The sequence below is a fragment of the Aeromonas sp. s3 genome (genome assembly GCF_040907805.1).
In the GTDB taxonomy this organism is placed as follows: domain Bacteria; phylum Pseudomonadota; class Gammaproteobacteria; order Enterobacterales; family Aeromonadaceae; genus Aeromonas; species Aeromonas dhakensis.
Genome location: NZ_JBFOCQ010000006.1, coordinates 522574 through 545629, shown reverse-complemented (window position 1 = coordinate 545629; position 23056 = coordinate 522574). Strand labels below are relative to the sequence as shown.

General features: G+C 63.3%; 20 protein-coding genes. 15 read left to right on the top strand and 5 right to left on the bottom strand.

The window, feature by feature from the left end; genetic code table 11:
- Positions 1 to 491 precede the first annotated feature (491 nt).
- The 7 genes from AB5Y98_RS03130 (at position 492) to AB5Y98_RS03100 (ending at position 9219) form a co-directional block, all read left to right on the top strand.
- The gene (locus tag AB5Y98_RS03130) at positions 492 to 1385 is read left to right on the top strand and encodes a DHHA2 domain-containing protein (RefSeq protein WP_368231314.1); all 894 of its coding nucleotides are present in this window, start codon (positions 492 to 494) and stop codon (positions 1383 to 1385) included.
- A gap of 371 nt (positions 1386 to 1756) precedes the next feature.
- Positions 1757 to 2197, top strand: a complete 441-nt coding sequence (locus AB5Y98_RS03125; RefSeq protein ID WP_368231313.1) for a universal stress protein — start codon at positions 1757 to 1759, stop codon at positions 2195 to 2197.
- Between the two features lie 224 nt (positions 2198 to 2421).
- A complete protein-coding gene (gene macA / locus AB5Y98_RS03120) occupies positions 2422 to 3585 on the top strand; it encodes a macrolide transporter subunit MacA (RefSeq protein WP_368231312.1) in 1164 nt (387 codons plus the stop codon).
- A complete protein-coding gene (locus AB5Y98_RS03115) occupies positions 3582 to 5525 on the top strand; it encodes a MacB family efflux pump subunit (protein ID WP_368231311.1) in 1944 nt (647 codons plus the stop codon). The genes macA and AB5Y98_RS03115 overlap by 4 nt, the downstream gene beginning before the upstream one ends.
- Positions 5522 to 6895 (top strand): efflux transporter outer membrane subunit, encoded by a 1374-nt coding sequence (locus tag AB5Y98_RS03110; protein WP_368231310.1) that lies wholly within the window; start codon positions 5522 to 5524, stop codon positions 6893 to 6895. Before AB5Y98_RS03115 ends, AB5Y98_RS03110 begins: the two co-directional genes overlap by 4 nt.
- 153 nt (positions 6896 to 7048) lie before the next feature.
- Positions 7049 to 7855 carry a siderophore-interacting protein gene (locus AB5Y98_RS03105; RefSeq protein WP_017780719.1) on the top strand — a complete coding sequence of 269 codons (807 nt, stop codon included), beginning with the start codon at positions 7049 to 7051 and terminating at the stop codon, positions 7853 to 7855.
- Positions 7856 to 8112: 257 nt separating this feature from the next.
- The gene (locus AB5Y98_RS03100; RefSeq protein ID WP_368231309.1) at positions 8113 to 9219 is read left to right on the top strand and encodes a 3-deoxy-7-phosphoheptulonate synthase; all 1107 of its coding nucleotides are present in this window, start codon (positions 8113 to 8115) and stop codon (positions 9217 to 9219) included.
- A 570-nt stretch (positions 9220 to 9789) separates the two neighbouring features.
- Here AB5Y98_RS03100 and AB5Y98_RS03095 read toward each other — a convergent pair.
- Both AB5Y98_RS03095 and AB5Y98_RS03090 read right to left on the bottom strand, forming a co-directional pair.
- The gene (locus tag AB5Y98_RS03095; RefSeq protein WP_368231308.1) at positions 9790 to 10200 is read right to left on the bottom strand and encodes an H-NS family nucleoid-associated regulatory protein; all 411 of its coding nucleotides are present in this window, start codon (positions 10198 to 10200) and stop codon (positions 9790 to 9792) included.
- Between the two features lie 402 nt (positions 10201 to 10602).
- A complete protein-coding gene (locus AB5Y98_RS03090) occupies positions 10603 to 11025 on the bottom strand; it encodes an N-acetyltransferase family protein (RefSeq protein WP_368231307.1) in 423 nt (140 codons plus the stop codon).
- Between the two features lie 183 nt (positions 11026 to 11208).
- Between AB5Y98_RS03090 and AB5Y98_RS03085 the strand changes: the two genes are divergently transcribed.
- A complete protein-coding gene (locus tag AB5Y98_RS03085) occupies positions 11209 to 11709 on the top strand; it encodes an SRPBCC domain-containing protein (RefSeq protein WP_005303036.1) in 501 nt (166 codons plus the stop codon).
- Positions 11710 to 11774: 65 nt separating this feature from the next.
- Here the strand turns inward: AB5Y98_RS03085 and AB5Y98_RS03080 are convergent, their stop codons facing one another.
- Entirely contained in the window at positions 11775 to 13052 is a 1278-nt protein-coding gene (locus AB5Y98_RS03080; protein ID WP_019840188.1) for an FAD-binding oxidoreductase, read from the bottom strand.
- Between the two features lie 51 nt (positions 13053 to 13103).
- Positions 13104 to 13718, bottom strand: coding sequence for an HTH-type transcriptional regulator PuuR (gene puuR, locus AB5Y98_RS03075; RefSeq protein ID WP_010633355.1), 615 nt, complete (start codon positions 13716 to 13718; stop codon positions 13104 to 13106).
- Positions 13719 to 14028: 310 nt separating this feature from the next.
- On the opposite strand from puuR, the gene AB5Y98_RS03070 reads away from it, so the two are divergent.
- The 5 genes from AB5Y98_RS03070 (at position 14029) to AB5Y98_RS03050 (ending at position 20480) form a co-directional block, all read left to right on the top strand.
- A complete protein-coding gene (locus AB5Y98_RS03070; protein ID WP_368231306.1) occupies positions 14029 to 15492 on the top strand; it encodes an NAD-dependent succinate-semialdehyde dehydrogenase in 1464 nt (487 codons plus the stop codon).
- A gap of 147 nt (positions 15493 to 15639) precedes the next feature.
- A complete protein-coding gene (gabT, locus tag AB5Y98_RS03065; protein WP_368231305.1) occupies positions 15640 to 16929 on the top strand; it encodes a 4-aminobutyrate--2-oxoglutarate transaminase in 1290 nt (429 codons plus the stop codon).
- A gap of 235 nt (positions 16930 to 17164) precedes the next feature.
- Positions 17165 to 17290, top strand: a complete 126-nt coding sequence (locus tag AB5Y98_RS03060) for a hypothetical protein (RefSeq protein WP_005303046.1) — start codon at positions 17165 to 17167, stop codon at positions 17288 to 17290.
- On the top strand, positions 17287 to 18630 hold the full coding sequence (locus AB5Y98_RS03055; RefSeq protein ID WP_368231304.1) for an APC family permease: 1344 nt from the start codon (positions 17287 to 17289) through the stop codon (positions 18628 to 18630). Before AB5Y98_RS03060 ends, AB5Y98_RS03055 begins: the two co-directional genes overlap by 4 nt.
- Before the next feature lie 506 nt (positions 18631 to 19136).
- On the top strand, positions 19137 to 20480 hold the full coding sequence (locus tag AB5Y98_RS03050; RefSeq protein ID WP_005303054.1) for an APC family permease: 1344 nt from the start codon (positions 19137 to 19139) through the stop codon (positions 20478 to 20480).
- An 87-nt stretch (positions 20481 to 20567) separates the two neighbouring features.
- On the opposite strand, the gene AB5Y98_RS03045 is transcribed toward AB5Y98_RS03050, so the two are convergent.
- Positions 20568 to 20948, bottom strand: a complete 381-nt coding sequence (locus tag AB5Y98_RS03045) for a hypothetical protein (protein ID WP_368231303.1) — start codon at positions 20946 to 20948, stop codon at positions 20568 to 20570.
- A gap of 248 nt (positions 20949 to 21196) precedes the next feature.
- Here AB5Y98_RS03045 and AB5Y98_RS03040 point away from each other — a divergent pair, with 248 nt between their 5' ends.
- Positions 21197 to 22351, top strand: a complete 1155-nt coding sequence (locus AB5Y98_RS03040) for a sodium dependent phosphate pump (RefSeq protein ID WP_010633351.1) — start codon at positions 21197 to 21199, stop codon at positions 22349 to 22351.
- Positions 22352 to 22510: 159 nt separating this feature from the next.
- Positions 22511 to 22981: an FKBP-type peptidyl-prolyl cis-trans isomerase gene (locus AB5Y98_RS03035; protein ID WP_010633350.1), complete on the top strand. Its 471-nt coding sequence runs from the start codon at positions 22511 to 22513 to the stop codon at positions 22979 to 22981.
- Positions 22982 to 23056 lie beyond the last annotated feature (75 nt).

Sequence of the window (23056 nt, the reverse complement as noted above, 5' to 3'; positions counted from 1 at the left end):
ACCATGCCGCCATTGCCGCATTCTGGAGAGCTCACTCCCGAGAGATCACTTTCTGGCGGTTTTAATGGTCACGGCCTGCCTGGCCGGATCGAAGCCTCATAGCCTCTCGCTCATACCGAGACACGGCCTAATCTCTTTGCTTGCCCATCCCCCTATCCACCTCTTGCAGCGTGAACCTTGCGGCCATGGGCGATCCCCCGGCGCTTGCCACACAGCTATCTCCTTCCGCTTGTCTCCCTGTCCGAGTTTGCCTCCCTGCCCTAATCTGCGACCCTGGTCTGCCTCCCTACCCAGCCCCAAGGCGATTCAGCAGCAGGAGTGAGCGCCCCTTTTACAACAGGGTCTCGCCCGCCGCAGAGCGGCCTGCGCCGGTTGCCATGAGCGGGGACGGCGCATAGAGTGAATCCAGAGCAGGGCAACCCCCTGTTTTCCCGTTTGCCCCGCATACCTGATCTTGCCTCAGGTACGTCATCAACCGCAGGAATGGCACCATGCTCCACGTGTTTGGTCACAAGAATCCCGATAGCGACAGCATCTGTACCGCCCTGGTGGCTGCCGACTGGCTCAATCGCCAGGGCCGCCCTGCCCAGGCCTATGCCCTTGGCGAACCCATCGCCGAAACCCGCTTCATTCTGGAAACCGCCGGCGTCGCCGCCCCGCCCCTGCTGCAGGGCAGCGTGGCCAACAAGCAGGTGTTCCTGGTGGATTTCAGCGAGCTGGAGCAGGGGCCGGATGGACTGGCAGAGGCCGACGTGCAGGGCCTCATCGACCACCACCGCATCGGCACCCTCATTACCCGTGGGCCGCTCGATGCCTGGATCCGGGCCGTGGGTTGCAGCGCCACCGTGCTGCTGGAGCTGATGGGTTACCATACCCTCTCCCGCGCCCAGGCTCGCCTGCTGCTGGGGGCCATCATCAGCGATACCTTCAGCCTCACCTCGCCCACCACCACGGCGCGCGATCGCGCCGCCGTTCATGCCCTGCTGCCGCTGGCGGATCTGGCGCTGGAGCCATTTGCCCAGACCCTGCTGGAGCGCCGCACCCAGCTCGGTGACGCCCCCATGGCCGAGCTGCTCGCCGCCGACGAGAAGGCGTACCGGATCGCCGGTTACCAGCTCTATGTCAGCCAGATCTGCGTGATGGATCCGGGTCAGCTGCACAGCCGGCAGGCGGAGCTGGAACAGGCGATGCAACTGCGGCTGGCAGAGGATGGGTTGGATGCCTATGTCCTGATGCTGACCGACCTGGCTCAGGGGGGCAGCCAGCTCCATTTCGCCAGCAACGGCATCCTGCCCGCTCACCCCATCCAGCTGATCGGCGCCGTCAGTCGCAAGAAAGAGGGGCTGCCCTGGCTGACGAGCTATCTGGCAGGCAAGCCACGCTGACCCGGCGAGTCCCGCTTCACGCCGGACTCGCCATCTGCTCACCCGCCCCACCCTCTCTCTTGTTACCTTGCCGTCTGCCTGCCAACACCCTCCGGCATGGCTCCAGAGAGGGGCCAACCCCTGCTTTGCTCACACTTTTGACGGCTCGCACGTCATTTGCCCACCCAGCCCCGCGTTTCCTTCATTTTCCATTCAACTCAGTCTGTTATGATGATGTAAACGAACATGCCCTGGCGCTGCATCAGCGACACCCGCTGACACCGGCAGCCACAGAGACTGGTTCGTGCTATGCGACACAGAGCGGGTACACAGTGATATGGGACAGGCCGTTTGTCCCGGGTGACCCGCACCATGCCAAGGGAGAACTGCTTATGACCTCAACCAATATCGTGCTGTTGCTGGAAGGCAAAGATTACGAGCAGGAGACGCTGGCCAAAGCGAGTCAATTGGCACAAGGAATGGGGGGCGAGCTCACCCTGCTGCACCTGACCCACAGCAGCAAGATGCGCCGCAACAGCCTCTCGCTGTCGGAAGAGGAGCGCAGCGCCCAGGGTACGCTGGACGCCAAGGCCATCATCAGCGAGCTCATCACCACCCTGCAACACCCGGTGGATTACCAGTGCCTGGTGGTCGATGACGTGGTGCCCGACCTGAAACGCTGGCTGGCCACTCACCCGATGGATCTGCTGCTGGTCGGCAGCCGTCACCACTGGATGGAGGGCTCCCTGGCCCGCCTGCTTATCTACAAGCTGCCGCTCGACATCCAGATCTGCCACGAGCCCTACACCGAACAACTCAAGGCCGTCGGCTGACGACCGGCCCCCGCCGACTCAGGCCGGGTGCCCGAATGACCTCCCGCAGCGGGCTTTTTCGCCCGCTGCCCCCCGCCCCGTCTGCTCGCCAGGAAGCCCGGCCAGGGCACGCTAGTGACAAGACTATCTACATGTTTTCTTACATATTCATCACTGTTTTTTGAGCCTCGTTTGCTGCAGGATGTTGCCCTTGCACGCCTTCGTTCGCTTCTTTCAGGTGAAAAATGAACATCACTCCCAAGCAGAGAAAAATTGCCCTGCTCGCCCTCGTGCCCGTGCTCGCCATCGGCTGGTTGGCCTGGCCGAGCAAGGCTCCCGAGCCGGTACTGACCGCCCAGGTGACCCGCCAGGACGTGGAGCAGACCGTACTGGCCAGCGGTGTGTTGCAGGCCATCGAGCAGGTAGACGTCGGTGCCCAGGTCTCGGGCCAGGTCACCTATCTGGCGGTAGAGGCAGGTCAGAAGGTCAAGCAGGGAGACCTGCTGGCCGAGATCGATCCGCTGATCGCCCAGAACAACCTCAAGACCGCCGAGGCGGATCTCGCCAGCCGCCGCGCCCAGCTCAAGATCAAGCAGGCCCAGCTCAAGCAGAACGAGCTGAGCTGGCGTCGCCAGCAGCAGATGTTCAGGCAGGAGGCGAGCTCGCGCGCCGATCTGGAGAGCGCCGAAGCCCAGCTGGCCGTGACCAGAGCCGAGCTGCAGGGGGCATTGGCTGAAGTCGACAATGCCCAGATCAAGGTGGAGCGAGCCAAGACGGAGCTCGGCTACAACCGCATTCAGGCGCCCATGGATGGTACCGTCGTCAGCATAGTGACCCGCCAGGGGCAGACCCTGGCCGCCAGCCAGACGGTGCCGACCCTGCTCAAGCTCGCCAATCTGGAGACCATGACGGTCAAGGCGCAGATCTCGGAAGCGGACGTCACTCGGGTCAAGGCCGGCATGCCGGTCTATTTCACCCTGATGGGGGATCCGGACACCCGCTACCACGGCACCCTGCGCACCGTCGAACTGGCCCCCACCAACATCAACGAGCAGGCCACCAGCACCACGGCCACCAACAACGCCGCCGTCTACTACTACGCCCTGTTCGACGTGCCCAACCCGGATCACACCCTGCGGGTCGCCATGACCACCCAGGTCACCATAGTGCTCGGCGAGCGCAAGCAGGTGCTGACCATTCCGCAGACCGCCCTTGGCAAGAAGCTCGGGGAGAACGAGTACGAGGTCACCCTGCTCAAGGAGGATGACCAGAAGGAGACTCGCCGCATCAAAACCGGCATGAAGGATGACATCAAGGTGGAGGTGGTCAGCGGCCTGAGCGAACAGGAGAAGGTCACCCTGAACCAGGGTTCGCCGGTCAGTGGCAATGACGTGGAGATCATGCTGTGAGCGAGCCTCTGATCCAGCTCAAGGGGATCGAGCGGCGCTACCAGAGCGGAGAGCAGGAAGTGACCGTGCTCCATCCCCTCGATCTCACCATCGAGGCGGGAGAGATGATCGCCATCGTCGGCGCCTCCGGCTCCGGCAAGTCGACCCTGATGAACCTGCTCGGCTGCCTCGATCGGCCGAGCAGCGGCCAGTACCTGTTCCGCGGCCAGGACACCGCCACCCTGGACGCCCTCTCCCTCGCCAGGCTGCGCTGTCACCACTTCGGCTTCATCTTTCAGCGCTACCACCTCTTGCCGCACCTCAATGCCGCCGCCAACGTGGAGATCCCGGCCGTCTACGCCGGCACGCCACGGGCCGAGCGCCAGGCCCGCTCCCAGGCACTGCTGGCGCGACTGGGGCTCAGCGATCGCAGCCATCACACCCCGAGCCAGCTCTCCGGCGGCCAGCAGCAGCGGGTCAGTATCGCCCGGGCGCTGGCCAACGGCGGCGAGGTGATCCTGGCGGACGAACCCACCGGGGCCCTCGACAGCCAGAGCGGCAAGGAGGTGATGGCCATCCTCAGGGAGCTGCACGCCCAGGGCCACACCATCATCCTGGTGACCCACGACATGGAGGTGGCCAGCCACGCCGACCGGATCATCACTCTCAAGGATGGCCGGGTGCTGGAGGACAGCGGCCGCAAAGCGGCGGCCGCCCCCGTGACCCCGACCGCAGCCCCCGCCAGCAAGGAAGGGGCGGGCCACGACTGGGATCGCTACCGAGAAGCGGCACGCATGGCGCTGCACGCCATGCTGGCCCACCGTATGCGCACCTTCCTCACCATGCTCGGCATCATCATCGGCATCGCCGCCGTGGTGAGCGTGGTGGCACTCGGCCAGGGGGCCCGTGCCAAGGTGATCGACCAGATCAATGCCATGGGCACCAATACCATCGACATCTTCCCCGGCAAGGATTGGGGGGACGAGAAGGCCGCCAGCATCCAGACCCTCAACAAGCGGGATCTCGACGCCCTGCTCGGCCAACCCTACCTGGAAGGGGCCAGCCCCCAGATCGCCGCCTCCGGCCAGCTGCGCTATCGCAACAAGACCAACAGCGGCAGCATAGTCGGGGTCGGCAGCGACTTCTTCCGGGTCAAGGGGATGAAACTCACCAACGGCCGGCTGTTTGACGAGCGCGACATCCAGAACCGGACCTCGGTGGCGGTGGTGGACGGCAAGACCATAGAGAGCCTGCTCGGCAAACAGGATCCCGTTGGCCAGGTGGTGCTGGTCGGCACCCTGCCGGTGCGCATCGTCGGCGTGGTGGAAGAGGAGACCGGGTTTGGCCGCAGCAGCCAGTCGGTGAACGTCTGGCTGCCCTACAGCGCCGTGATGAGCCGCCTCATCTCCCAGAACCACTTCAGCCAGCTCACCATCCGGGTCAAGGATGGGGTGCAACCGGCGCTGGCCGAGCAGGCCGCCATCGAGCTGCTGACCCAGCGCCACGGAGTGAAGGACTTCTTCACCTTCAGCAGCGACAGCATCATCAAGTCGGTGGAGAAGACCACCGCCACCATGACCCTGCTGGTCTCCGCCATCGCGGTGATCTCCCTCATCGTCGGCGGCGTCGGGGTGATGAACATCATGCTGGTGTCGGTGGTGGAGCGCACCCGCGAGATCGGCATCCGCATCGCGGTCGGTGCCCGCCAGTCGGACATACTGCAGCAGTTTCTGATCGAAGCGGTGATGGTTAGCCTGCTGGGGGGCATGCTCGGGGTGGGGGTCTCCCTCTTCATCGGCCTGCTCTTCTCCCTGTTCGTGGAGAGCATCCAGATGCACTTCTCGCTCTTTTCCATCCTGATGGCGTTTGGCTGTTCCTCGCTCATCGGGATCCTGTTTGGCTATCTGCCCGCCCGCAATGCCGCCCGGCTCGATCCGGTCGAGGCGCTGGCGAGGGAATGACGATGTACCACTTATCCAAACTGGGGCTCTGCCTCACCCTGGCGCTCGGCCTCGGCGCCTGCAGCCAGAAGAGCAGCTATCAGCGGCAGGAGCTGGCACTGGCCGACCATTGGCAGCAGCCGGGGGACGGTCTCACCCGCCAGTTGGCCGGCCCCTGGTGGCAAGGCTTCCACGATCCCGAGCTCAATCGGCTGATCGAGGCCGTGCTGGCGGCCAACCCGGACATGCAGGTCGCCGGCCTGCGCCTGCGCAGCGCCCTGCTCAGTGCCGATCTGGCCGACACCAACCTGACCCCCTCGGTCGATGCCAGCCTCGGCGGCAATGGCACCAAGAATCTGAAGAGCGGCAAGAGTGAAGGCAGCATGGGCCCCTCCCTGACCCTCGGCTACGAGGTGGATCTGTGGGGCAGGCTGGCCTCGGTGCGGGATCAAGCGAGCTGGGAGGCCGAGGCGTCCGCCCAGGATCTGGCCGCCACCCGCCTGATGCTGATCGGCAAGGCGCTCGAGCAATATTGGCAGCTGGCCTACCTCGGCTCGGCCATCACCCTGGGCCAGCAGCAGCTCGCCAACTATGAGCGCGCCGAGCAGCTGACCCAGGCCAAGTACCGGGCCGGCGCCGTGACCCGGCTCGATCTGGTGCAGGCCAGCCAGCAGAAGGCCGGCAAGCAGGCGGAGCTCAGCTCGCTCCTGATGCAGCAGGAGCAGGCCCGCAACGCCCTGCACCTGTTGCTCGGTCGCAGCAGCGGTCCGCTGGCGTTCGAGCCCAAGGCGCTGCCGACGGCCGCCATCCCCACCCTGGCGGTCGGCATTCCGGCCGACGTGCTGGCGCGGCGTCCCGACGTGCGCGCCGCCGAGCTGCGCCTGCGCAAGACCCTGGCGAAGGGGGACGAGATCCGCACCGGTCTCTACCCCACATTGAAGCTGACCGGCGGCGCCAACAGCAGCTCGGACACCCTGACCCAGGTGCTGCAAAACCCGGTGGGCACCCTGGGCGCCACGTTGGCGCTGCCCTTCCTCGAGTACAACAAGACCCGGCTCGCCATCGCCGGCGCCAAGCTCGATTACCAGATAGCCGAAGCGGAGTTTCGCAAGCAGCTCTACGGCGCACTGGTGGAGGTGGAGGATGGTTTGACCGCCCGCCACCACGGCGAGCAACGCCTGAGCTACCTGGCCGAGCAGCTGGACTTTGCCAAAGAGGCGGAGCGGCTGGCCAGAGCCCGCTACCAGGCCGGCGCCACCGGGGTACAACCCTGGCTGGATGAACAGAACCGGCTGTGGGACGCCGAGCTCGCCCTGCTCGGCCAGCAGAAGGAGCAGCTCAACACCATGGCCAGGATCTACAAGGCGCTGGGGGGCAGCGATCGCCTCTGAGCCCAGCCCCCTCGCCCCATGGCGAGGGGGCTATTTTCTGCACGCCACTGAACTTCCCTTCGCTTTCCCCTCTCTGACTCTGTCACACAAACCAATTGATAATAATTTTCATTTAATGAAGAATGGGCGCCATTATCAGTCAGGAGTATGCCCATGTCCCAGTCCGCCCCGGTCAACCGCCCCCGCCTGCTCACGGTCAAGCACATTCAGGATGTGAGCCCGCACCTGCGCCGGATCTGCCTGACCAGCCCGGAGCTCGCTGACTACCCCTTCACCTGTGGCGGCGCCCATATCAAGATCATGCTGCCCCAGCCGGGCCAGGCCCATGCCGTGCTGCCCACCCCCACCCCGCAGGGACCGCGCTGGGAAGACCCGAGCCAGCGTCCCATCATGCGCACCTTCACCATTCGTGCGTTTCGCCGCGAGGCGCTGGAGCTGGATATCGACTTCGCCCTGCACGATGATGGCGGCCCCGCCAGCCGTTTCGCCAGCCAGGCCAAGCCCGGCGATCTGCTGGCCATCTCGGGCCCGGGTGGCCCGGATCCCATGCTGCAACCGGCCAGTTACTACTACATGGTGGGGGATCTCACCGCCCTGCCCGCCATCAGCGCCATGATTGAGGTGATGCCCGCCGATGCCCGCGGCCACATCGCCCTGCTGGTGCCCTATCAGGAAGATGTGCAGGATCTGTCGCTGCCCGCCGGGGTAAGCCTGCGCTGGTTTGTCGGCACCCCCGAGCAGACGGCGCCGCTGGTAGAGTACTTCACCGCCCTGCCGCTGGAGGAGCAACAGAGCTACTTCTGGTTTGGCGGGGAAGAGGGCTTGGTGGTCCCCATGCGCCGCCACGTACGGCGCACGCTCGAGGTGGATCGCACCCGGGTCTACGCCGTGCCCTACTGGCGCCACGGCAAGGATGAAGAGGCCTATCACCATGCCCGTCACGACGTGATGGACAGCTAAACCAGCTGATTTTGCCCTGAAATATCAAGCCCATGGCCTGCCGGTCATGGGCTTGATTGCCATTGGAGCGGCCTTGCCCGCCGGCGCTCTCCCCCCATTCTGGTGTGCCACTCGGTTGTGCTTGCATTTGCGGCCGACAACAAGATAATGATAATCACTCTCAACAATAACAGGTGATGACGCCCCATTGCAGCTCCCGTCCGGGTTCCGGTGTGGAGTGCACGTCACTCACTCCTATGCACAGCAAGGTAATCCAGATGGCAGTTTTAAACTCGGTAATGCGCGCCTTCGCGGTGGAGGTACTCCCCACTCCTGCCGACCTGTTGGCACTTCATCCCTGTCCCGCCGAGCTGGCGACCCGGATCGACCAGCACCGCCAGCAGGCTCGCCGGATCCTGGCTGGAGAGGACGATCGCCTGCTGGTGGTGATTGGCCCCTGCTCCATCCACGATCCCCTCGCCGCCCTCGACTATGCCAGACGGCTGGCCTCGCTGGCCCACGCCTATCAGGATCGGCTACAGATAGTGATGCGCACCTATTTCGAGAAGCCCCGCACCACGGTGGGCTGGAAGGGGCTGGTGTTCGATCCCCATCTGGATGGCAGCAACGACATCAACCACGGCATGCGGCTCGCGCGCCAGCTGCTGCTCGACATCAACCAGCTGGGGCTGGCCACCGCCACCGAGTTTCTCGATACCACCAGCTTCCTCTACCTGGCCGATCTCATCAGCTGGGGGGCGATCGGTGCCCGCACCACGGAGTCGCAAGTTCACCGGCAGCTGGCCTCGGCCCTGCCCTGCCCCGTCGGCTTCAAGAACGGGACGGACGGCAACATCCGGGTGGCCATCGATGCCATTCAGGCGAGCGAAGCCTCTCATCTGTTTACCGCCCCCGGCAGCCAGGGCGGCATGGTGGTGATCAAGAGTGAAGGCAACCCGGCCGGCCACATCATTTTGCGCGGCGGCACCCGCCCCAATTACCACCAGAGCGATGTGGAAGAGGCAGCCGAGCGGCTGGCACGGCAGGGGCTTCCCCCCCGGCTGATGGTGGATTGCAGCCATGGCAACAGCCAGAAGCTGCACAAGAACCAGATCCGGGTGGCGGGGGAGCTCTGCCGTCAGCTGGCAGAAGGCAGCGACGCCATCGCCGCCGTCATGGTCGAGAGCTTCCTGCAGGGTGGCAGCCAGAAACCGGCCCCGCTGAGCGAACTGGTCTACGGCCAGTCGGTCACCGATGCCTGCCTGTGCTGGGACGATACCCAGACCCTGCTCGCCATGCTGGCGGATGCCGTCGAGCGGCGCCGCCAATATCCGGGACGGCCCCGGCCGGACCCTATTCGCTGGCCGGCCCAGCTGGCAAGTTGAATCCATAGGGTGAATAAGGCTCCCGTAACGGGAGCCTTATTATTTTCCCACTTTCCTTTTCCAATCCCTCCGCGATACCACCGATTAAATGGCCCGGGCATCTCTTTCCCATAAAAAGTGCGCAGGTATCCGGCGCCTGCCGCAATAAAACAACCGGGGTAATACGCTGTGGTTCGTCCAATCAGGTCGCTGACAGTGGGCAGACCGATTAATGCCATGGACAACAACCAAAGTGAGGGGCAAGGCGCCAGAAACAGGCGATCTCTTAATGCCGATGGTATCGCCCTGGAATGACCTACCTAATACTTGACGGGCTATATGAGTCCAGCAACAGGAGGAGAAGAAGGCTGCCAGTCACACCATAAAAACGATGTCGGTGATGAAAAACCAGCCAACTGGAAATTAATCGTTCAATCAGGCGGCAACAAATAGGGGTGACATCATGCGATTGTCATGCGACAAAAACCAGTCGGATAAAACAGCATGGGGAATTGACAGGGGCGGCTTTCAATGAGCACAAATAATAATGCCGCCTCATGGGCGGCATCATTCATGATCGACCCTCAGGGATCAGATCAGGAAATCATTCAGATCCTTGCCCAGCGCAACTTGCTCGGCAATGGCCTTGGGCATACGGCCCTGACCGGTCCAGGTCTTCTCCTGGCCATCTTCCTGATACTTGTACTTGGCAGGACGCGGAGCACGCTTGCTCTTGGTCGCGCCAGCAGCGGCAGCCGGGGCGGTAGCGCTGTTCAGCAGTTCACGGGGATCAATACCGGCCTGCTGCAGCATTTCGGTGAACTCGTTCAGCTTGCGCTGACGCTCTTCCTGCTCGGCACGCTCCTGTTCAACAGAATCGGCGCGCTCGTTATATACCAGATCGAACTTCTCTTTTGCTTCTTGCAGCTGTTCAAACGGCAATTCACGGATGGCCGCACGCAGGCTGCGAATGTTCAGCAGAACTTTCAGAAACTCGTTCATTACTTCCTCACAGAATTATTTTTGTTTGTCACAGGGATAACACAGCTTGAGAATAGCACGGCTGTTTGAGAACAACATAATGTTTTTATAACAGCTGTCACTTTCTTAACAAAAAAGTTCTGGCTGAATATAGCGGCCACTTTATTCAGCCATTACTCATTGGCCCGCCTGCAAGATCGTTTACCATGCAATTCCCCCATGTAACGCATGGCAAATAGATCCGGCACAGCTTGTCATATTTTTCGGCAGGTGATGCCAGCTATTTTTACAATTAGCCACGGCTGTTAATTTTTCCGCCACTCACACGAGACTCTAGGTAGACAATTGACACTATATATTGCCGGCGATGGCTGCCGGCAACCTCTCCAGAGCGAATAGGCAAACGGGGCATGACAAACCGGCTTATTCCAGGATCAGTCGCCGCCAGGGGCCGGTGATCTCGCAGTGGCCGGTTTCCGCCGTATTCTGCCAACCCAACCGGTGATAAAACGCCAGCGCCGCCGTGTTGTTGGTGGCCACCTTGAGGGATGCTGGCTTGTTGAAGGGAACCAGCCCGTGCTGCAACAGGGCCCGTCCCATGCCCTGGCCATGCCAGTCGGCCGAGACATAGAGGTGGTGTACAAAGCTCTCATCGCCCCAGATGGAGATGAAGCCGCAGGGTGTCCCCCCCTGCTCGGCCACCCAGATCTGCTCGCCCCGGGTCTGCTCGTCAAAATCTTCCAGCCGGAACTGGGCGGGGTCGACCCAGTGAAAGGTCTGCCGCCGCCCTTTCAAAAACAGTTGCGCCAACTGGGGAATATCCGTCTCTCGCATGGCTCTGATCATCAAACTGTCCCTGTCATATGAGTACCACCCCACTCTCCATGGAACACGGGGGCCCTGTCAAATCGCCGGCACAGAATAACGCCGCCACAATGGCAGGGGTGTGACACACCTCTGTCCATTTCATGAGCCATGGGACTATACTGCCTGAGTCCCGTGTATGGATGTTTTGAGGCTCGCTGATTTATGGATAACAAGCAGATAGAAGGCAATATCTTTGTTCCGGCCCATATCGACGACGTCTGGCGTGCCTGGACAACCGAAAGCGGCCTGCGCAGTTTTCTGGCGCCGGAATGCCTGATGGTGCCGGAACCGAATGGTCCCTTCGAAATCTATTTCAGACCCGATGCCCCGCTGGGCGAGCGTGGCAGCGAAGGTTGCCGGGTGATGGCCGTCATGCCCCACGACCTGCTCAGTTTCAGCTGGAATTTTCCCCCCTCCCTGCCCCATATCCGCCAACAGAAGACCCAGGTCTGCCTGCGCTTCGTGCCGGAAGGTCAGGGCACCCGACTCTACTTCCTGCAGACCGGCTGGGCCAACGACCCGGACTGGGATCAGGGCTACGCCTATTTTCGGGATGAGTGGCTGGAGACCAGCCTGCCCCGCCTGCAATATCGCTTCACCCATGGCCCCATCGACTGGAACAACCCGCCGGACAAGCAGCAGTTGAAGTCCCTGGCCCAATAAGCGCCCATATAAAGAAAAACACCGCCAACTGGCGGTGTTTCTTTTTCCTTGATAATGGGACCGGCTCATACCCCCAGCCGATCGCGCAGGGTGTACCAGGCGGCGCCGGCGGCGGTGAAGGGGATACGGAAGAGGCGGCCACCCGGGAAGGGGTAGTGCGGCAGCTTGGCGAACGCATCGAAGCGCTCCGCCTGACCGCTCAACACCTCGGAGAGCAGCTTGCCCGCCAGATGGGTACAGGTGACGCCATGACCGCTGTAGCCCTGCATGTAATAGATGTTGTGGCCGATGCGGCCAAACTGCGGCAGACGCGACAGGGTGAGCAGGAAGTTGCCGGTCCAGGTGTACTCCACCTTGACGTCCGCCAGCTGGGGGAAGGTCTTGAGCATCTTGGGGATGATCAGCCGCTCGATGTCCGCCGGATCCCGCGCCCCATAGACCACACCACCGCCATAGATCAGCCGGTGATCGCCAGAGGTGCGGTAGTAGTCGAGCAGGTAGTTGCAATCTTCCAGACAGTAGTTTTGCGGCAGCAGCGAACGGGCCCGCTCCTCTCCCAGCACCTCGGTGGCGATCACCTGAGTCCCGCACGGCATGCTCTTGCCGGCGAGCTCGGGCACCAGATTGCCGAGGTAGGCGTTGCCGGCCACCACCACGTAGCGCGCCTTGACCGCCCCCTTGGCGGTCTTGACCAGGGCAGGCTGACCCGGCGTGATGCTGGTGACGGCAGACTGTTCGAAGATCTTGCCCCCCTGCAAGCGGATCGCCTCCGCCTCCCCCAGGGCCAGGTTGAGGGGGTGAATGTGGCCGCCGCTCTTGTCGAGCAGGGCGCCGACGTAGCGATCGCTCGCTACCACCTCGCGCACACCGTCGGCATCGAGCAGCTCCAGCTTGTCGTTGCCCCATTTCTCCCAGCGCGCTTTCTGCGCCTTGAGCTCGTGCAACTGCTTCTCGGTCTCGGCGGCGAACACCCCGCCCTCCTGCAGATCGCACTGGATGTTGTAGCGCTTGATCCGCTCGCGGATGATCTGGCCCCCCTCAAACAGCATGGAACCGAGCAACCTGGCCTGTTCCGGCGGGCAATTCGCTTCTATGGTGTCGATGTCGCGGCTGTAGGAGTTGACGATCTGGCCGCCGTTGCGCCCGCTGGCGCCAAAACCCACCCGGGCCGCCTCCAGTACCACCACCGAATAGCCCTTTTCCACCAGATGCAGCGCGCTGGAGAGGCCGGTATAACCCGCCCCGATGACGCAGACGTCGCATTCCAGCTGTTCGGTCAGCGTCGGATAGGGCGCGTGTTGGTTGGCACTGGCTGCGTAGTAACTGTTTACATGTTCGGTCATGATCCCTGTTTCCTTACAAGTTCTTTTCCCAAACGAGACGATGTCTCGACACTAGAAGTTGGCCGGGGTGTGGGCACTGACGATGCGGCACACCTGTCCCGACGGATTGCTGAAACTGTGGGGCTCGCCCGTGTCGATCACGTAGCTGTCCCCGGCACTGAGCTGATAGGTCTGGCCCGCCACCGTCAGGATCACAGATCCCTCCAGCACGGTACCCACCTCCTCCCCCAGATGGGTGACCTGGCCGCCGGTGTCGGTGCCGGGGGCGTAGGTCTCCAGCATGAAGCCGAGCTGGCGACGGTTGTTGCCGTTGTGCACCAGCTTCATGGAGACCCCCTGGCTGCCCAGCTCGATCAGCTGCTCGGCCCTGATCACCACGCTCGGCGTGCTCGCCACCTCCTCTTCGGCAAAGAAGCGCGACAGCGGCAACTCGTAGACGCTGAGCAGCTTTTGCAAAGAGGCCACCGACGGGCTCACCTTGTCCTGCTCTATCATGCAGATGGCGCCATGGGTCAGTCCGCTCAGCTCGGCCACCCGCCGCTGGGAGAGCCCCAGCCGGCGGCGAGTGGCGGCCAACCGCTCCCCCATGCTCTGCGCCTGGGTATTCTGCGCCAGCGGGTTGTCGGTCATGGACTGCCAGCGCATCTCGCCCTGTGGTTGCTGCATTCGGCCACCTCCCTGTGTGCCTGGTAGGAGCCATTGGCGGCCCCGGTTAAAATAGCGAGTCAATCCGACCGACCTGTTTGTTATCCTGCACAGTGCACTCCGTTCATTATTTTGCACACCCTGCACCACAGAAACCGGTAAAATCGCTCCAATAGCTCCATTTCTAGCACGCGAGATACAGTTTACTCAAATATATTTAACACTTGAAAAACATTTCAGCTCAATTTATGGTCTTCCTGTGCTTATTATTCTATACGGTGGCGGCACAGGATGAGCCGGCCCCCTGACCCACAATCGAGGCTTGCTATCTATGTCAGCATCACAACCCGCACTCTCCCTGATCAAATCCCTTGCCTATATAGATGGTCGCTGGTGCGAAGCCAGCGGCGGACACCGGTTCGAGGTGCACAACCCGGCCACCGGCCAGGTCATCACCCAGGTACCCGACATGGACGAGGGCGACACCCGCCGCGCCATCGCCGCCGCCCACGCGGCCCAGCCGGGCTGGGCGGCGCTCACCGCCAAGGAGCGCAGCAACCGGCTCTACGCCTGGTTCGAACTCATCATGGCCAACCAGGAGGAGCTGGCCCGCATCATGACCTGCGAGCAGGGCAAGCCGCTGGCCGAGGCCAAGGGGGAAGTGGCCTACGGTGCCAGCTTCATCCAGTGGTTCGCGGAAGAGGGTAAACGCGCCTATGGCCGCACCATTCCGGGTTTCTCCAGCGACCGCCGGCTGGCCACCATCAAGCAGCCGGTGGGGGTGGTCGCCGCCATCACTCCCTGGAACTTCCCCATCGCCATGATCACCCGCAAGGCGGGCCCGGCGCTGGCCGCCGGTTGCACCATTGTCATCAAGCCGGCCGCCGAGACCCCGCTCTGCGCCCTGGCGCTGGCGGCACTGGCAGAGCAGGCAGGGATCCCGGCCGGGGTCATCAACATCGTCACCAGCCATCAGGCCGCGGTGGTGGGCAACGAGCTGTGCAACAACAAGACGGTGCGCAAGCTCTCCTTCACCGGCTCCACCCGCATCGGCAAGCTGTTGATGCGCCAATGCGCCGACACCATGAAGAAGCTGTCGCTGGAGCTCGGCGGCAACGCCCCCTTCATCGTGTTTGACGACGCCGATCTCGACGCCGCCATCGCCGGGGCGCTCGCCTCCAAATACCGCAACGCCGGCCAGACCTGTGTCTGCGCCAACCGCATCCTGGTGCAGGCCGGCATCTACGACGCCTTCGCCGAGAAGCTCACCGCCGCGGTCAAGGCCTTCAAGGTAGGCGACGGCATGAGCGAAGGCACCCAGATAGGCCCGCTCATCAACCCGGCCGCCGCCAGCAAGGTGGCCGAGCTGGTCAAACAGGCCACCGCCGCCGGCGCCGAGCTGCTGCTGGGGGGGGAAGCCCACCCCGCCGGCCCGCTCTTCTACCAGCCCACCATTCTGGGCAAGGTGGATAAAACCAACCCCATCCTGCAGGAGGAGATCTTCGGCCCGGTCGCGCCCTTGGTGCGCTTCGAGACCGAGGCCGAGGCCATCGCCCTGGCCAACGATACCCCCTATGGTCTGGCCGCCTACTTCTATGGCCGCGACATCGCCCGCGTCTGGCGGGTGGCCGAGCAGCTCGAATACGGCATGGTCGGCATCAACGAGGGGATCATCTCGACCGAGCTGGCCCCCTTTGGCGGCATCAAGGAGTCGGGCCTAGGTCGTGAAGGGGCGGCCGAGGGGCTGGAGGAGTACCTCGAGACCAAATACCTCTGCTTCGGCGGCATCCGCTAGGCAGCCACATCTTGCACCGGCGGCCGGGCCTGCAACAGGGGCCCGCACCCGCCGGCGCAACCATATCGCTTAACAAGGACGAAGTGAGTGCTCCCAAGGGGCCTCGCCACATTGAGACAGGGGCCCCCGGCCCCTCAGGGAGGAAAGATGAGTCAGTCAGCATCAAACAAGGCGTGGCAAGCGCGCCGCGAAGCCGCCGTGGTCAACGGCGTCGGCACCCTGCTGCCGGTGTTTATCGAGCGGGCGCAAAACGCCGAGCTGTGGGATGTGGAGGGCAACCGCTACATCGACTTTGCCTCCGGCATCGCCGTGCTCAACACCGGCCACAACCACCCGAAAGTGGTGGCAGCGGTGCGCGCGCAGCTGGAAAAATTCAGCCACACCTGCTTCCAGGTCACCCCCTACCCCGGCTATATCGAGCTGGCGGAGAAGTTGAATGCCCTGGTGCCCGGCCCCACCCCGAAACGCACCCTGTTTCTCTCCACCGGTGCCGAGGCGGTGGAGAACGCCATCAAGATCGCCCGCGCCCACACCGGCCGCAGCGGCACCATCGCCTTCAAGGGGGGCTTTCACGGTCGCACCATGATGGGAATGGCGCTCACCGGCAAGGTGGTGCCCTACAAGACCGGCTTCGGCCCCTTCCCTGGCGAGGTCTATCACCTGCCCTTCCCGAGCGACTATCTGGGAGTGAGCGAGGCCGATGCGCTGGCTGCGCTGGATCTCTGCTTCAGCTCGGATATCGAACCGACCCGGGTGGCCGCCATCATCATCGAGCCGGTGCAGGGTGAAGGGGGCTTCTACCCCGCCTCCGCCAGCTTCATGCAGCGCCTGCGCCAGCTGTGCAACCAGCACGGCATTCTGCTCATCTGCGACGAGATCCAGAGCGGTTTCTGTCGCACCGGCAAGACCTTCGCCACCGAATACAGCGGCATCGAGCCGGACATCATGACGCTCGCCAAGAGCCTGGCCGGCGGCTTCCCGCTCTCCGCCGTGGTGGGCAAGGCGGAGGTGATGAACGCCGCCAAGCCGGGTGGTCTGGGTGGCACCTACGCCGGCTCCCCCATCGCCTGCGCCGCCGCCCTGGCGGTGCTGGAGGTGATCGAAGAGGAGCGTCTCAACCAGCAGGCCCAGGCCCAGGGCGAGCAGATCAAGGCGCGCCTGCAGCAGCTGGCCGAGCGTTTTGACTGCATCGGCGACATCCGCGGCCCCGGCGCCATGGTGGCCATGGAGCTGGTCAAGCAGCGCGATGCAAACCAGCCGGATGCCGACCTCACCAAGCGACTGGTGGCCGAGGCGGGCAAGCGCGGGCTGGTGCTACTGGCCTGCGGCGTGCGTGCCAACGTCATCCGCTTCCTGGCGCCGCTGACGGCCTCGCCGGCCATCATCGAGGAGGGGCTGACCCTGCTTGAACAGGCCCTGCAGGCGGCTCACGCCTGATCTGAAACAGAGCATTCGCCCATTAGTGCAAAAAAATGCGTTTTTGCCCCCTTGATATGCTTGTCAAGGGGGCAACACGAATGCACAATGCGCCGCCGCGTAAAAGGACCGACCACTTGCTGAGTCAGGTTCTTTTTTTGCGGCAAACAAATCCACAACGAGGCCGGAACCGACCGGAAAAGATAGCGAGATGGGTTGCCATCTCACGACACCCGCTTCTCTAGTGAGGAACACCATGGGGTATTTCACTGCTTTCCTGCCGGCCCGCGCCGGTCTGCGCCGCCTTGCTGGCGCCCCCTATGCCCAGGTTGATGCCGTCAGCCTGATCCCTTCGGCCCGGATTGAGGGGAAAGCACAATGAATGCCCAACCCGTCGGCCTGAAAAAAAGCCTGAAGCTGTGGCACGTCGTCATCATGGGGCTGGCCTACCTGACCCCCATGGCGGTGTTTGATACCTTCGGCATCGTCACCGAAATCACCGAAGGCCATGTGCCCACCGCCTACCTGTTCGCCCTCATCGGCATGCTGTTCACCGCCATGAGTTACGGCCACTTGGTACGCAAGTTTCCCTCGGCAGGCTCCGCCTACACCTATGCCCAGAAGGTGTTCCACCCTTACGTGGGCTTCATGGTGGGCTGGGTCTCCCTGCTCGACTACATGTTCATGCCGATGATCAACATGCTGCTGGCCAAGATCTACATGGAGGCCCTGTTCCCGGGCGTGGAACCCTGGACCTACATCCTGGGGCTGGCCGCCGTCATGACCTTCCTGAACCTGCGCGGCATCAAGCTGGTGGCCAACTTCAACAGCCTGATCGTCATCATGCAGTTCAGCATCATCGCCGTCTTCATCGGCCTCATCGCCTGGGGTGTCTACCATGGCGAGGGGCTCGGCACGGTGGCGAGCAGCCGTCCCTTCTTCTCCGATCAGATGGCGGTGGCCCCCCTGCTCACCGGCGCCTCCATCCTCTGTCTGTCGTTCCTCGGCTTTGACGCCATCACCACCCTGTCGGAAGAGACGCCGAACGCGGATCGGGTGATCCCCCGCGCCATCGTGCTGACGGCGCTGATCGGCGGTGTGCTGTTCATCTCCGTCTCCTACTTCCTGCAGCTGTTCTTCCCGGACATCTCCCGCTTCCAGCAACCGGATGCGGTGCTGCCGGAGATCGCCCTCTATGTGGGCGGCAAGCTGTTCCAGGCGGTGGTGCTGGTCTGCACCACGGTAGCGGTGCTGGCCTCGGGGCTCGCCTCCCACGCCGGCGTGTCGCGCCTGCTCTACGTGATGGGACGGGATCGCGCCCTGCCGAGCCGCTTCTTCGCCTATATCCACCCGACCTGGCAGACCCCGGCCCTGAACGTGCTGCTGGTGGGGATCCTGGCCCTCTCGGCGGTGTCGTTCGATCTGGAGATGGCGCTGGCACTGATCAACTTCGGCGCCCTGGTGGCCTTCACCTTCGTCAATCTGGCGGTGATTGCCCACTTCTACGTCAAGCTCGGTCACAACAAGACGCTGCGGGATCACCTGATCTTCCTGCTGCTGCCCCTGTGCGGCGCCGCCTGCATCGGCGTGCTCTGGCTCAACCTGGAGCCGGCCTCCTTCGAGCTGGGGCTGATCTGGGCCGCCCTCGGCGCCCTCTATCTGCTGCTGCGCCTGACGGTATTCCGGGTCCAGCTGCGCCGGCCCGAAACCGACGCCTCCTGAGCCCCCTTCTCATGACTACTGCGCCCGCCTTTCGCGGGCGTTTTTTTACCCCTGTTCATCCGCCGTGACAGTGCCCTTCGCACCAGAGCGGCTCCGCTCGCGCCCCTGTCAGCACAGGCTGCCAGCCGGGGGCTCAATCCCGACCTGACCCAGGTCAACAAAATCCCCTGGCGGGGGCATTTTTGCTTGTGTCCTCCCCCCCCTGAGGGCACAATACGCCGCCCCTGAGAGCCGATGTTTTTTGCAACATCGGTTCTTCGTTTTTAAGGGGTAAACCACATTCACCAAGAGGCCGGACTTTGTACCGGAATTGATACCGAGATTGCCAGGCAATCTCCCGACGTTGTGAGGAAAAACATGGGGCATTTCATTGCTTTCCTGCCGGTCCCCGCCGGCGTGCGCCACTTGTCTGTGCCACAGACCGGCGCCCCCTGTGTCCAGCGACGCGCTGCGTCCCTGATCCCGTCCCCCTTCGCCGACCTGGCGATCACAGAGGAGAAAGCGTGATGGCCGGTGCCAAGCTGCTCAAGACGCTCACCCTCTTCCAGGTAGTGGTGATGGGTCTGGCTTACCTCACACCCATGGCGGTATTCGATACCTTCGCCATCGTCGGTGACATTACCGAAGGCCGCGTTGCCACCGCCTATCTGCTGGCGCTCGGCGGCATTCTGCTGACCGCCATCAGCTACGGCCACCTGGTGCGCAAGTTCCCCTCCGCGGGCTCTGCCTATACCTACGCCCAGAAGGTGTTCAACCCCTACATCGGCTTCATGGTCGGCTGGTCTTCCCTGCTCGACTACATGTTCATGCCGATGATCAACATCCTGCTGGCCAAGATCTACCTGACCGCCATGTTCCCCGGCGTCGAGCCCTGGATCTTCATCTTCGGTCTGGTGACCGTGATGACCTTCCTGAACCTGCGCGGCATCAACCTGGTGGCCAACTTCAACGGCGTCATCGTCTTCATCCAGCTGGCCATCATCACCGTCTTCCTCGGTCTGATGGGCTGGGGCATCTATCAGGGTGAAGGGGCTGCGACTCTGCTGAGCAGCCGTCCGTTCCACTTCGAGTCGGCCGGCATGGTGCCGCTGTTCACCGGCGCGACCATCCTCTGCTTCTCGTTTTTGGGCTTCGACGGTTTGAGCTCCCTCTCCGAAGAGACCCCGAACGCCGGCAAGGTGATCCCGCGCGCCATCGTGCTGACCGCGCTCATCGGCGGCATCATCTTCGTCACCGTCTCCTACTTCCTGCAGCTCTACTTCCCGGATCTGGCCCGCTTCAAGGAGCCGGACGCCGTGCTGCCGGAGATCGCCCTCTACGTCGGCGGCACCCTGTTCCAGAGCGTGGTACTGGTGTGCACCACGGTAGCCGTGCTGGCCTCCGGCATGGCCGCCCACGCCGGCGTGTCGCGCATCCTCTACGTGATGGGGCGCGATCGGATGATCCCGGAGCGGGTATTCGGCTACATCCACCCGAAATACCGCACCCCGGCCATCAACGTGCTGATGGTGGGTGCCCTGGCCCTCTCCGCGGTGTCGTTCGATCTGGACATGGCGCTGGCGCTGGTGAACTTCGGTGCCTTGGTGGCCTTCACCTTCGTCAACCTGTCGGTCATCGGCCAGTTCTGGGTGCGCGAGAAGCGCAACAAGAGCCTCAAGGAGCACCTGCTGTTCCTGCTGCTGCCGCTGCTGGGTGCCGCCACCATAGGCGCGCTCTGGATCAACCTGGAGCAGAGCTCGCTGGAGCTGGGCCTGATCTGGGCCGGCCTCGGCGTCACCTACCTGTTCCTGCGCCTCGCGGTGTTCCGCATCCCCTTCCGTCAGTACGAAGAGGCGGCCGACTCGCAGTAAGCGGCCAGCGCCAACCAAGCAGAAGGGGAGCCATGGCTCCCCTTCTTCGTGCACGTCATCTGATCACCGCCCTCGCGGCAGCCGGGCTCAACCCTGGTTGATCACCGCGGTGGCAGCCGCCTTGAGCGGATCCTTGGCCACCGCCTTCACATCCTGCTGGGTCTGCTTGAGCTGCTGGCCGGCCTGATTGACCTTCTGCTGGGTCCCCTGCAGCTGGCTCTTGCCCTCCTTGATGCCGGCGGTTTTCTGCTCCAGCACGTCCGTGGTGTGCTTCTTCACCTCGGCCCCGGCCTTCTCTTTCTGCTGGCGCACCAGCTTGTCGGTATCACAGCGGCCCTTGACCCCCAGAGTCGCATTGAGCGCCTCGTTCTTCATTGCCTTGTCGAGGTTGCACTCGGATTTCAACACGCTCGCCTGGGCACCGACAGACAACAGACCCAGGGACAGACACAACACCCATGCACGCATAACAACACCACGCTGGTTGAGATAAGGAAGGCCGCAGCATAACGCCCTGTCCCCCGGCTGCAAGCCGCCAGACACATTCGCAGCCAAACGGGGCGAGATCCCGGCCCAGTCCGACACCTTCTGTCCCATCTTCCCCACCCGGCCATGTCATCAAATCATCACAAAAGTGTCACTTTGTCATATTTCTGTCATGGAGCCCTGCTGTAATGCGCCCGTCCATTTTCAAGCAGACTGTCCCAAGAGGCTTCATGCACAGCACCCCATCTTTTGCACAACAGCAGACCCGTCGTACTGGCCCACTGTTCAACTGGCTCGCTGTGATCACCCTGATCTACCTGATCCTGGTTGCCGTCGGCGCCGTCTCCCACGGCTTCAAGGGCTTCTCCGGCGGCGCCGAGGGCGCGGCCCAGATCTTCGCCTTTGCCAACAACCCCTTCGTCGCCCTGCTGCTCGGCATCCTGGCCACCGCCCTGGTGCAATCCTCCAGCACGGTCACCTCGGTGATCGTCGGTCTGGTGGCTGGCGGCCTGCCCATCGGCATGGCCATTCCCATGGTGATGGGCGCCAACCTCGGCACCACCATCACCAACACCATCGTCTCCCTCGGCCATATCCGGGATCGGGGCGAGTTTCGCCGCGCCTTTGCCGCCGCCACCGTGCATGACTTCTTCAACCTGCTGGCGGTGTTCATCTTCCTGCCGCTGGAGCTGATGTTCGGTCTGCTGCAAAAGAGTGCCGAGGCGCTGGCCACCCTGCTGGTAGGCTCCGCCGACATGTCGATGAAGGGGATGGATTTCATGAAGCCCCTCATCTCCCCGGCCCTCAACTTCATCGATGACCTGGTGGCCTTCCTGCCGGGCAAAGGGCCGGCCATCGCCACCATCGTCATCGGCATCCTGTTGATCCTCGGCTGCGTCACCTGGCTCGGCAAGGTGCTGCAACGGGTGCTGGTCGGCCGTGCCAAAGAGGTGCTGCACAAGGCGCTGGGCCGCGGCCCGCTGACCGGCATCGCCTCCGGCACCCTGGTTACCGTCATGGTGCAGTCCTCTTCCACCACCACCAGCCTGATGATCCCGCTGGCCGGCGGCGGCGTGTTCAGCACCCGTCAGCTCTACCCCTTCACTCTGGGCGCCAATATCGGCACCACCATCACCGCCCTGCTGGCCGCCACTGCCATCAGTGGTGCCGGGGCCAAGCTGGCGCTGACCATCGCCCTGGTGCACGTGCTGTTCAACCTGTTCGCCGTGGTGCTCATCTACGGGGTGCCCTTCCTGCGCGAGCTGCCGGTCAAGGCGGCCGAGGGGCTGGCCCGGGTCGGCAGCGAGAACAAGCTGCTGGCGCTCGGCTACGTGGCGGGCCTCTTCTTCGCCCTGCCCGCCCTGATGATGGTGGCCGCCAAGTAACGACCACCCTGACGACGAGGGGGAGGCGCCAGTCGCCTCCCCCTGCTCATTTGCCCGTCCGGTCACATCCTGCCCTGCCCCGGCTCGCCCTGACGCCCCGGCTGGGATAAGATGCCGCACTCACTGCCCTCCCGGCATTTCACGACATAGGGATACCCGATGAAACTCGTTCTGATCGCGCTGCTGGTTGCCGGCGTCGCCTACTACTTCTACTCGAGCAGCAACAACAGGAAGCTGGCGGAAGAGAATGTGCGCAAGGGGGCCGAGTTCCTCGCCGCCAACAAGGAAAAACCCCTGGTGACCACCACCGCCTCCGGCCTGCAGTACGAAGTACTGACCCCGGGCAGCGGCACCGTTCACCCCACCGCCACCAGCAAGGTGAAGGTGCACTACGAGGGCAAGCTGCTGGACGGCACCGTCTTCGACAGCTCGGTCGCCCGCGGCGAGCCCATCGAGTTCGGCCTCAACCAGGTGATCAAGGGCTGGACCGAAGGGGTACAGCTGATGGTGGAAGGGGAGAAGACCCGCTTCTACATCCCCGCCAACCTCGCCTACGGCGATCGCGCCGCCGGCAAGATCCCGCCGGGATCTGTATTGATCTTCGACGTGGAGCTGCTGGGTATTCAGTAAACCGGCCAGATCCCGCCCAGCGCCCGTGCTGATTTTCGACGTGGAACTGCTCGGTATTCAGTAAACCGGCCAGAT

Coding starts and splice junctions, on each gene's coding strand:
- AB5Y98_RS03130 (WP_368231314.1), top strand. CDS start 492: ATGCTCCACGTGTTTGGTCACAAGAATCCCGATAGCGACAGCATCTGT.
- AB5Y98_RS03125 (WP_368231313.1), top strand. CDS start 1,757: ATGACCTCAACCAATATCGTGCTGTTGCTGGAAGGCAAAGATTACGAG.
- macA (WP_368231312.1), top strand. CDS start 2,422: ATGAACATCACTCCCAAGCAGAGAAAAATTGCCCTGCTCGCCCTCGTG.
- AB5Y98_RS03110 (WP_368231310.1), top strand. CDS start 5,522: ATGACGATGTACCACTTATCCAAACTGGGGCTCTGCCTCACCCTGGCG.
- AB5Y98_RS03105 (WP_017780719.1), top strand. CDS start 7,049: ATGTCCCAGTCCGCCCCGGTCAACCGCCCCCGCCTGCTCACGGTCAAG.
- AB5Y98_RS03100 (WP_368231309.1), top strand. CDS start 8,113: ATGGCAGTTTTAAACTCGGTAATGCGCGCCTTCGCGGTGGAGGTACTC.
- AB5Y98_RS03095 (WP_368231308.1), bottom strand. CDS start 10,200: ATGAACGAGTTTCTGAAAGTTCTGCTGAACATTCGCAGCCTGCGTGCG.
- AB5Y98_RS03090 (WP_368231307.1), bottom strand. CDS start 11,025: ATGATCAGAGCCATGCGAGAGACGGATATTCCCCAGTTGGCGCAACTG.
- AB5Y98_RS03085 (WP_005303036.1), top strand. CDS start 11,209: ATGGATAACAAGCAGATAGAAGGCAATATCTTTGTTCCGGCCCATATC.
- AB5Y98_RS03080 (WP_019840188.1), bottom strand. CDS start 13,052: ATGACCGAACATGTAAACAGTTACTACGCAGCCAGTGCCAACCAACAC.
- puuR (WP_010633355.1), bottom strand. CDS start 13,718: ATGCAGCAACCACAGGGCGAGATGCGCTGGCAGTCCATGACCGACAAC.
- AB5Y98_RS03070 (WP_368231306.1), top strand. CDS start 14,029: ATGTCAGCATCACAACCCGCACTCTCCCTGATCAAATCCCTTGCCTAT.
- gabT (WP_368231305.1), top strand. CDS start 15,640: ATGAGTCAGTCAGCATCAAACAAGGCGTGGCAAGCGCGCCGCGAAGCC.
- AB5Y98_RS03060 (WP_005303046.1), top strand. CDS start 17,165: ATGGGGTATTTCACTGCTTTCCTGCCGGCCCGCGCCGGTCTGCGCCGC.
- AB5Y98_RS03055 (WP_368231304.1), top strand. CDS start 17,287: ATGAATGCCCAACCCGTCGGCCTGAAAAAAAGCCTGAAGCTGTGGCAC.
- AB5Y98_RS03050 (WP_005303054.1), top strand. CDS start 19,137: ATGGCCGGTGCCAAGCTGCTCAAGACGCTCACCCTCTTCCAGGTAGTG.
- AB5Y98_RS03045 (WP_368231303.1), bottom strand. CDS start 20,948: ATGCGTGCATGGGTGTTGTGTCTGTCCCTGGGTCTGTTGTCTGTCGGT.
- AB5Y98_RS03040 (WP_010633351.1), top strand. CDS start 21,197: ATGCACAGCACCCCATCTTTTGCACAACAGCAGACCCGTCGTACTGGC.
- AB5Y98_RS03035 (WP_010633350.1), top strand. CDS start 22,511: ATGAAACTCGTTCTGATCGCGCTGCTGGTTGCCGGCGTCGCCTACTAC.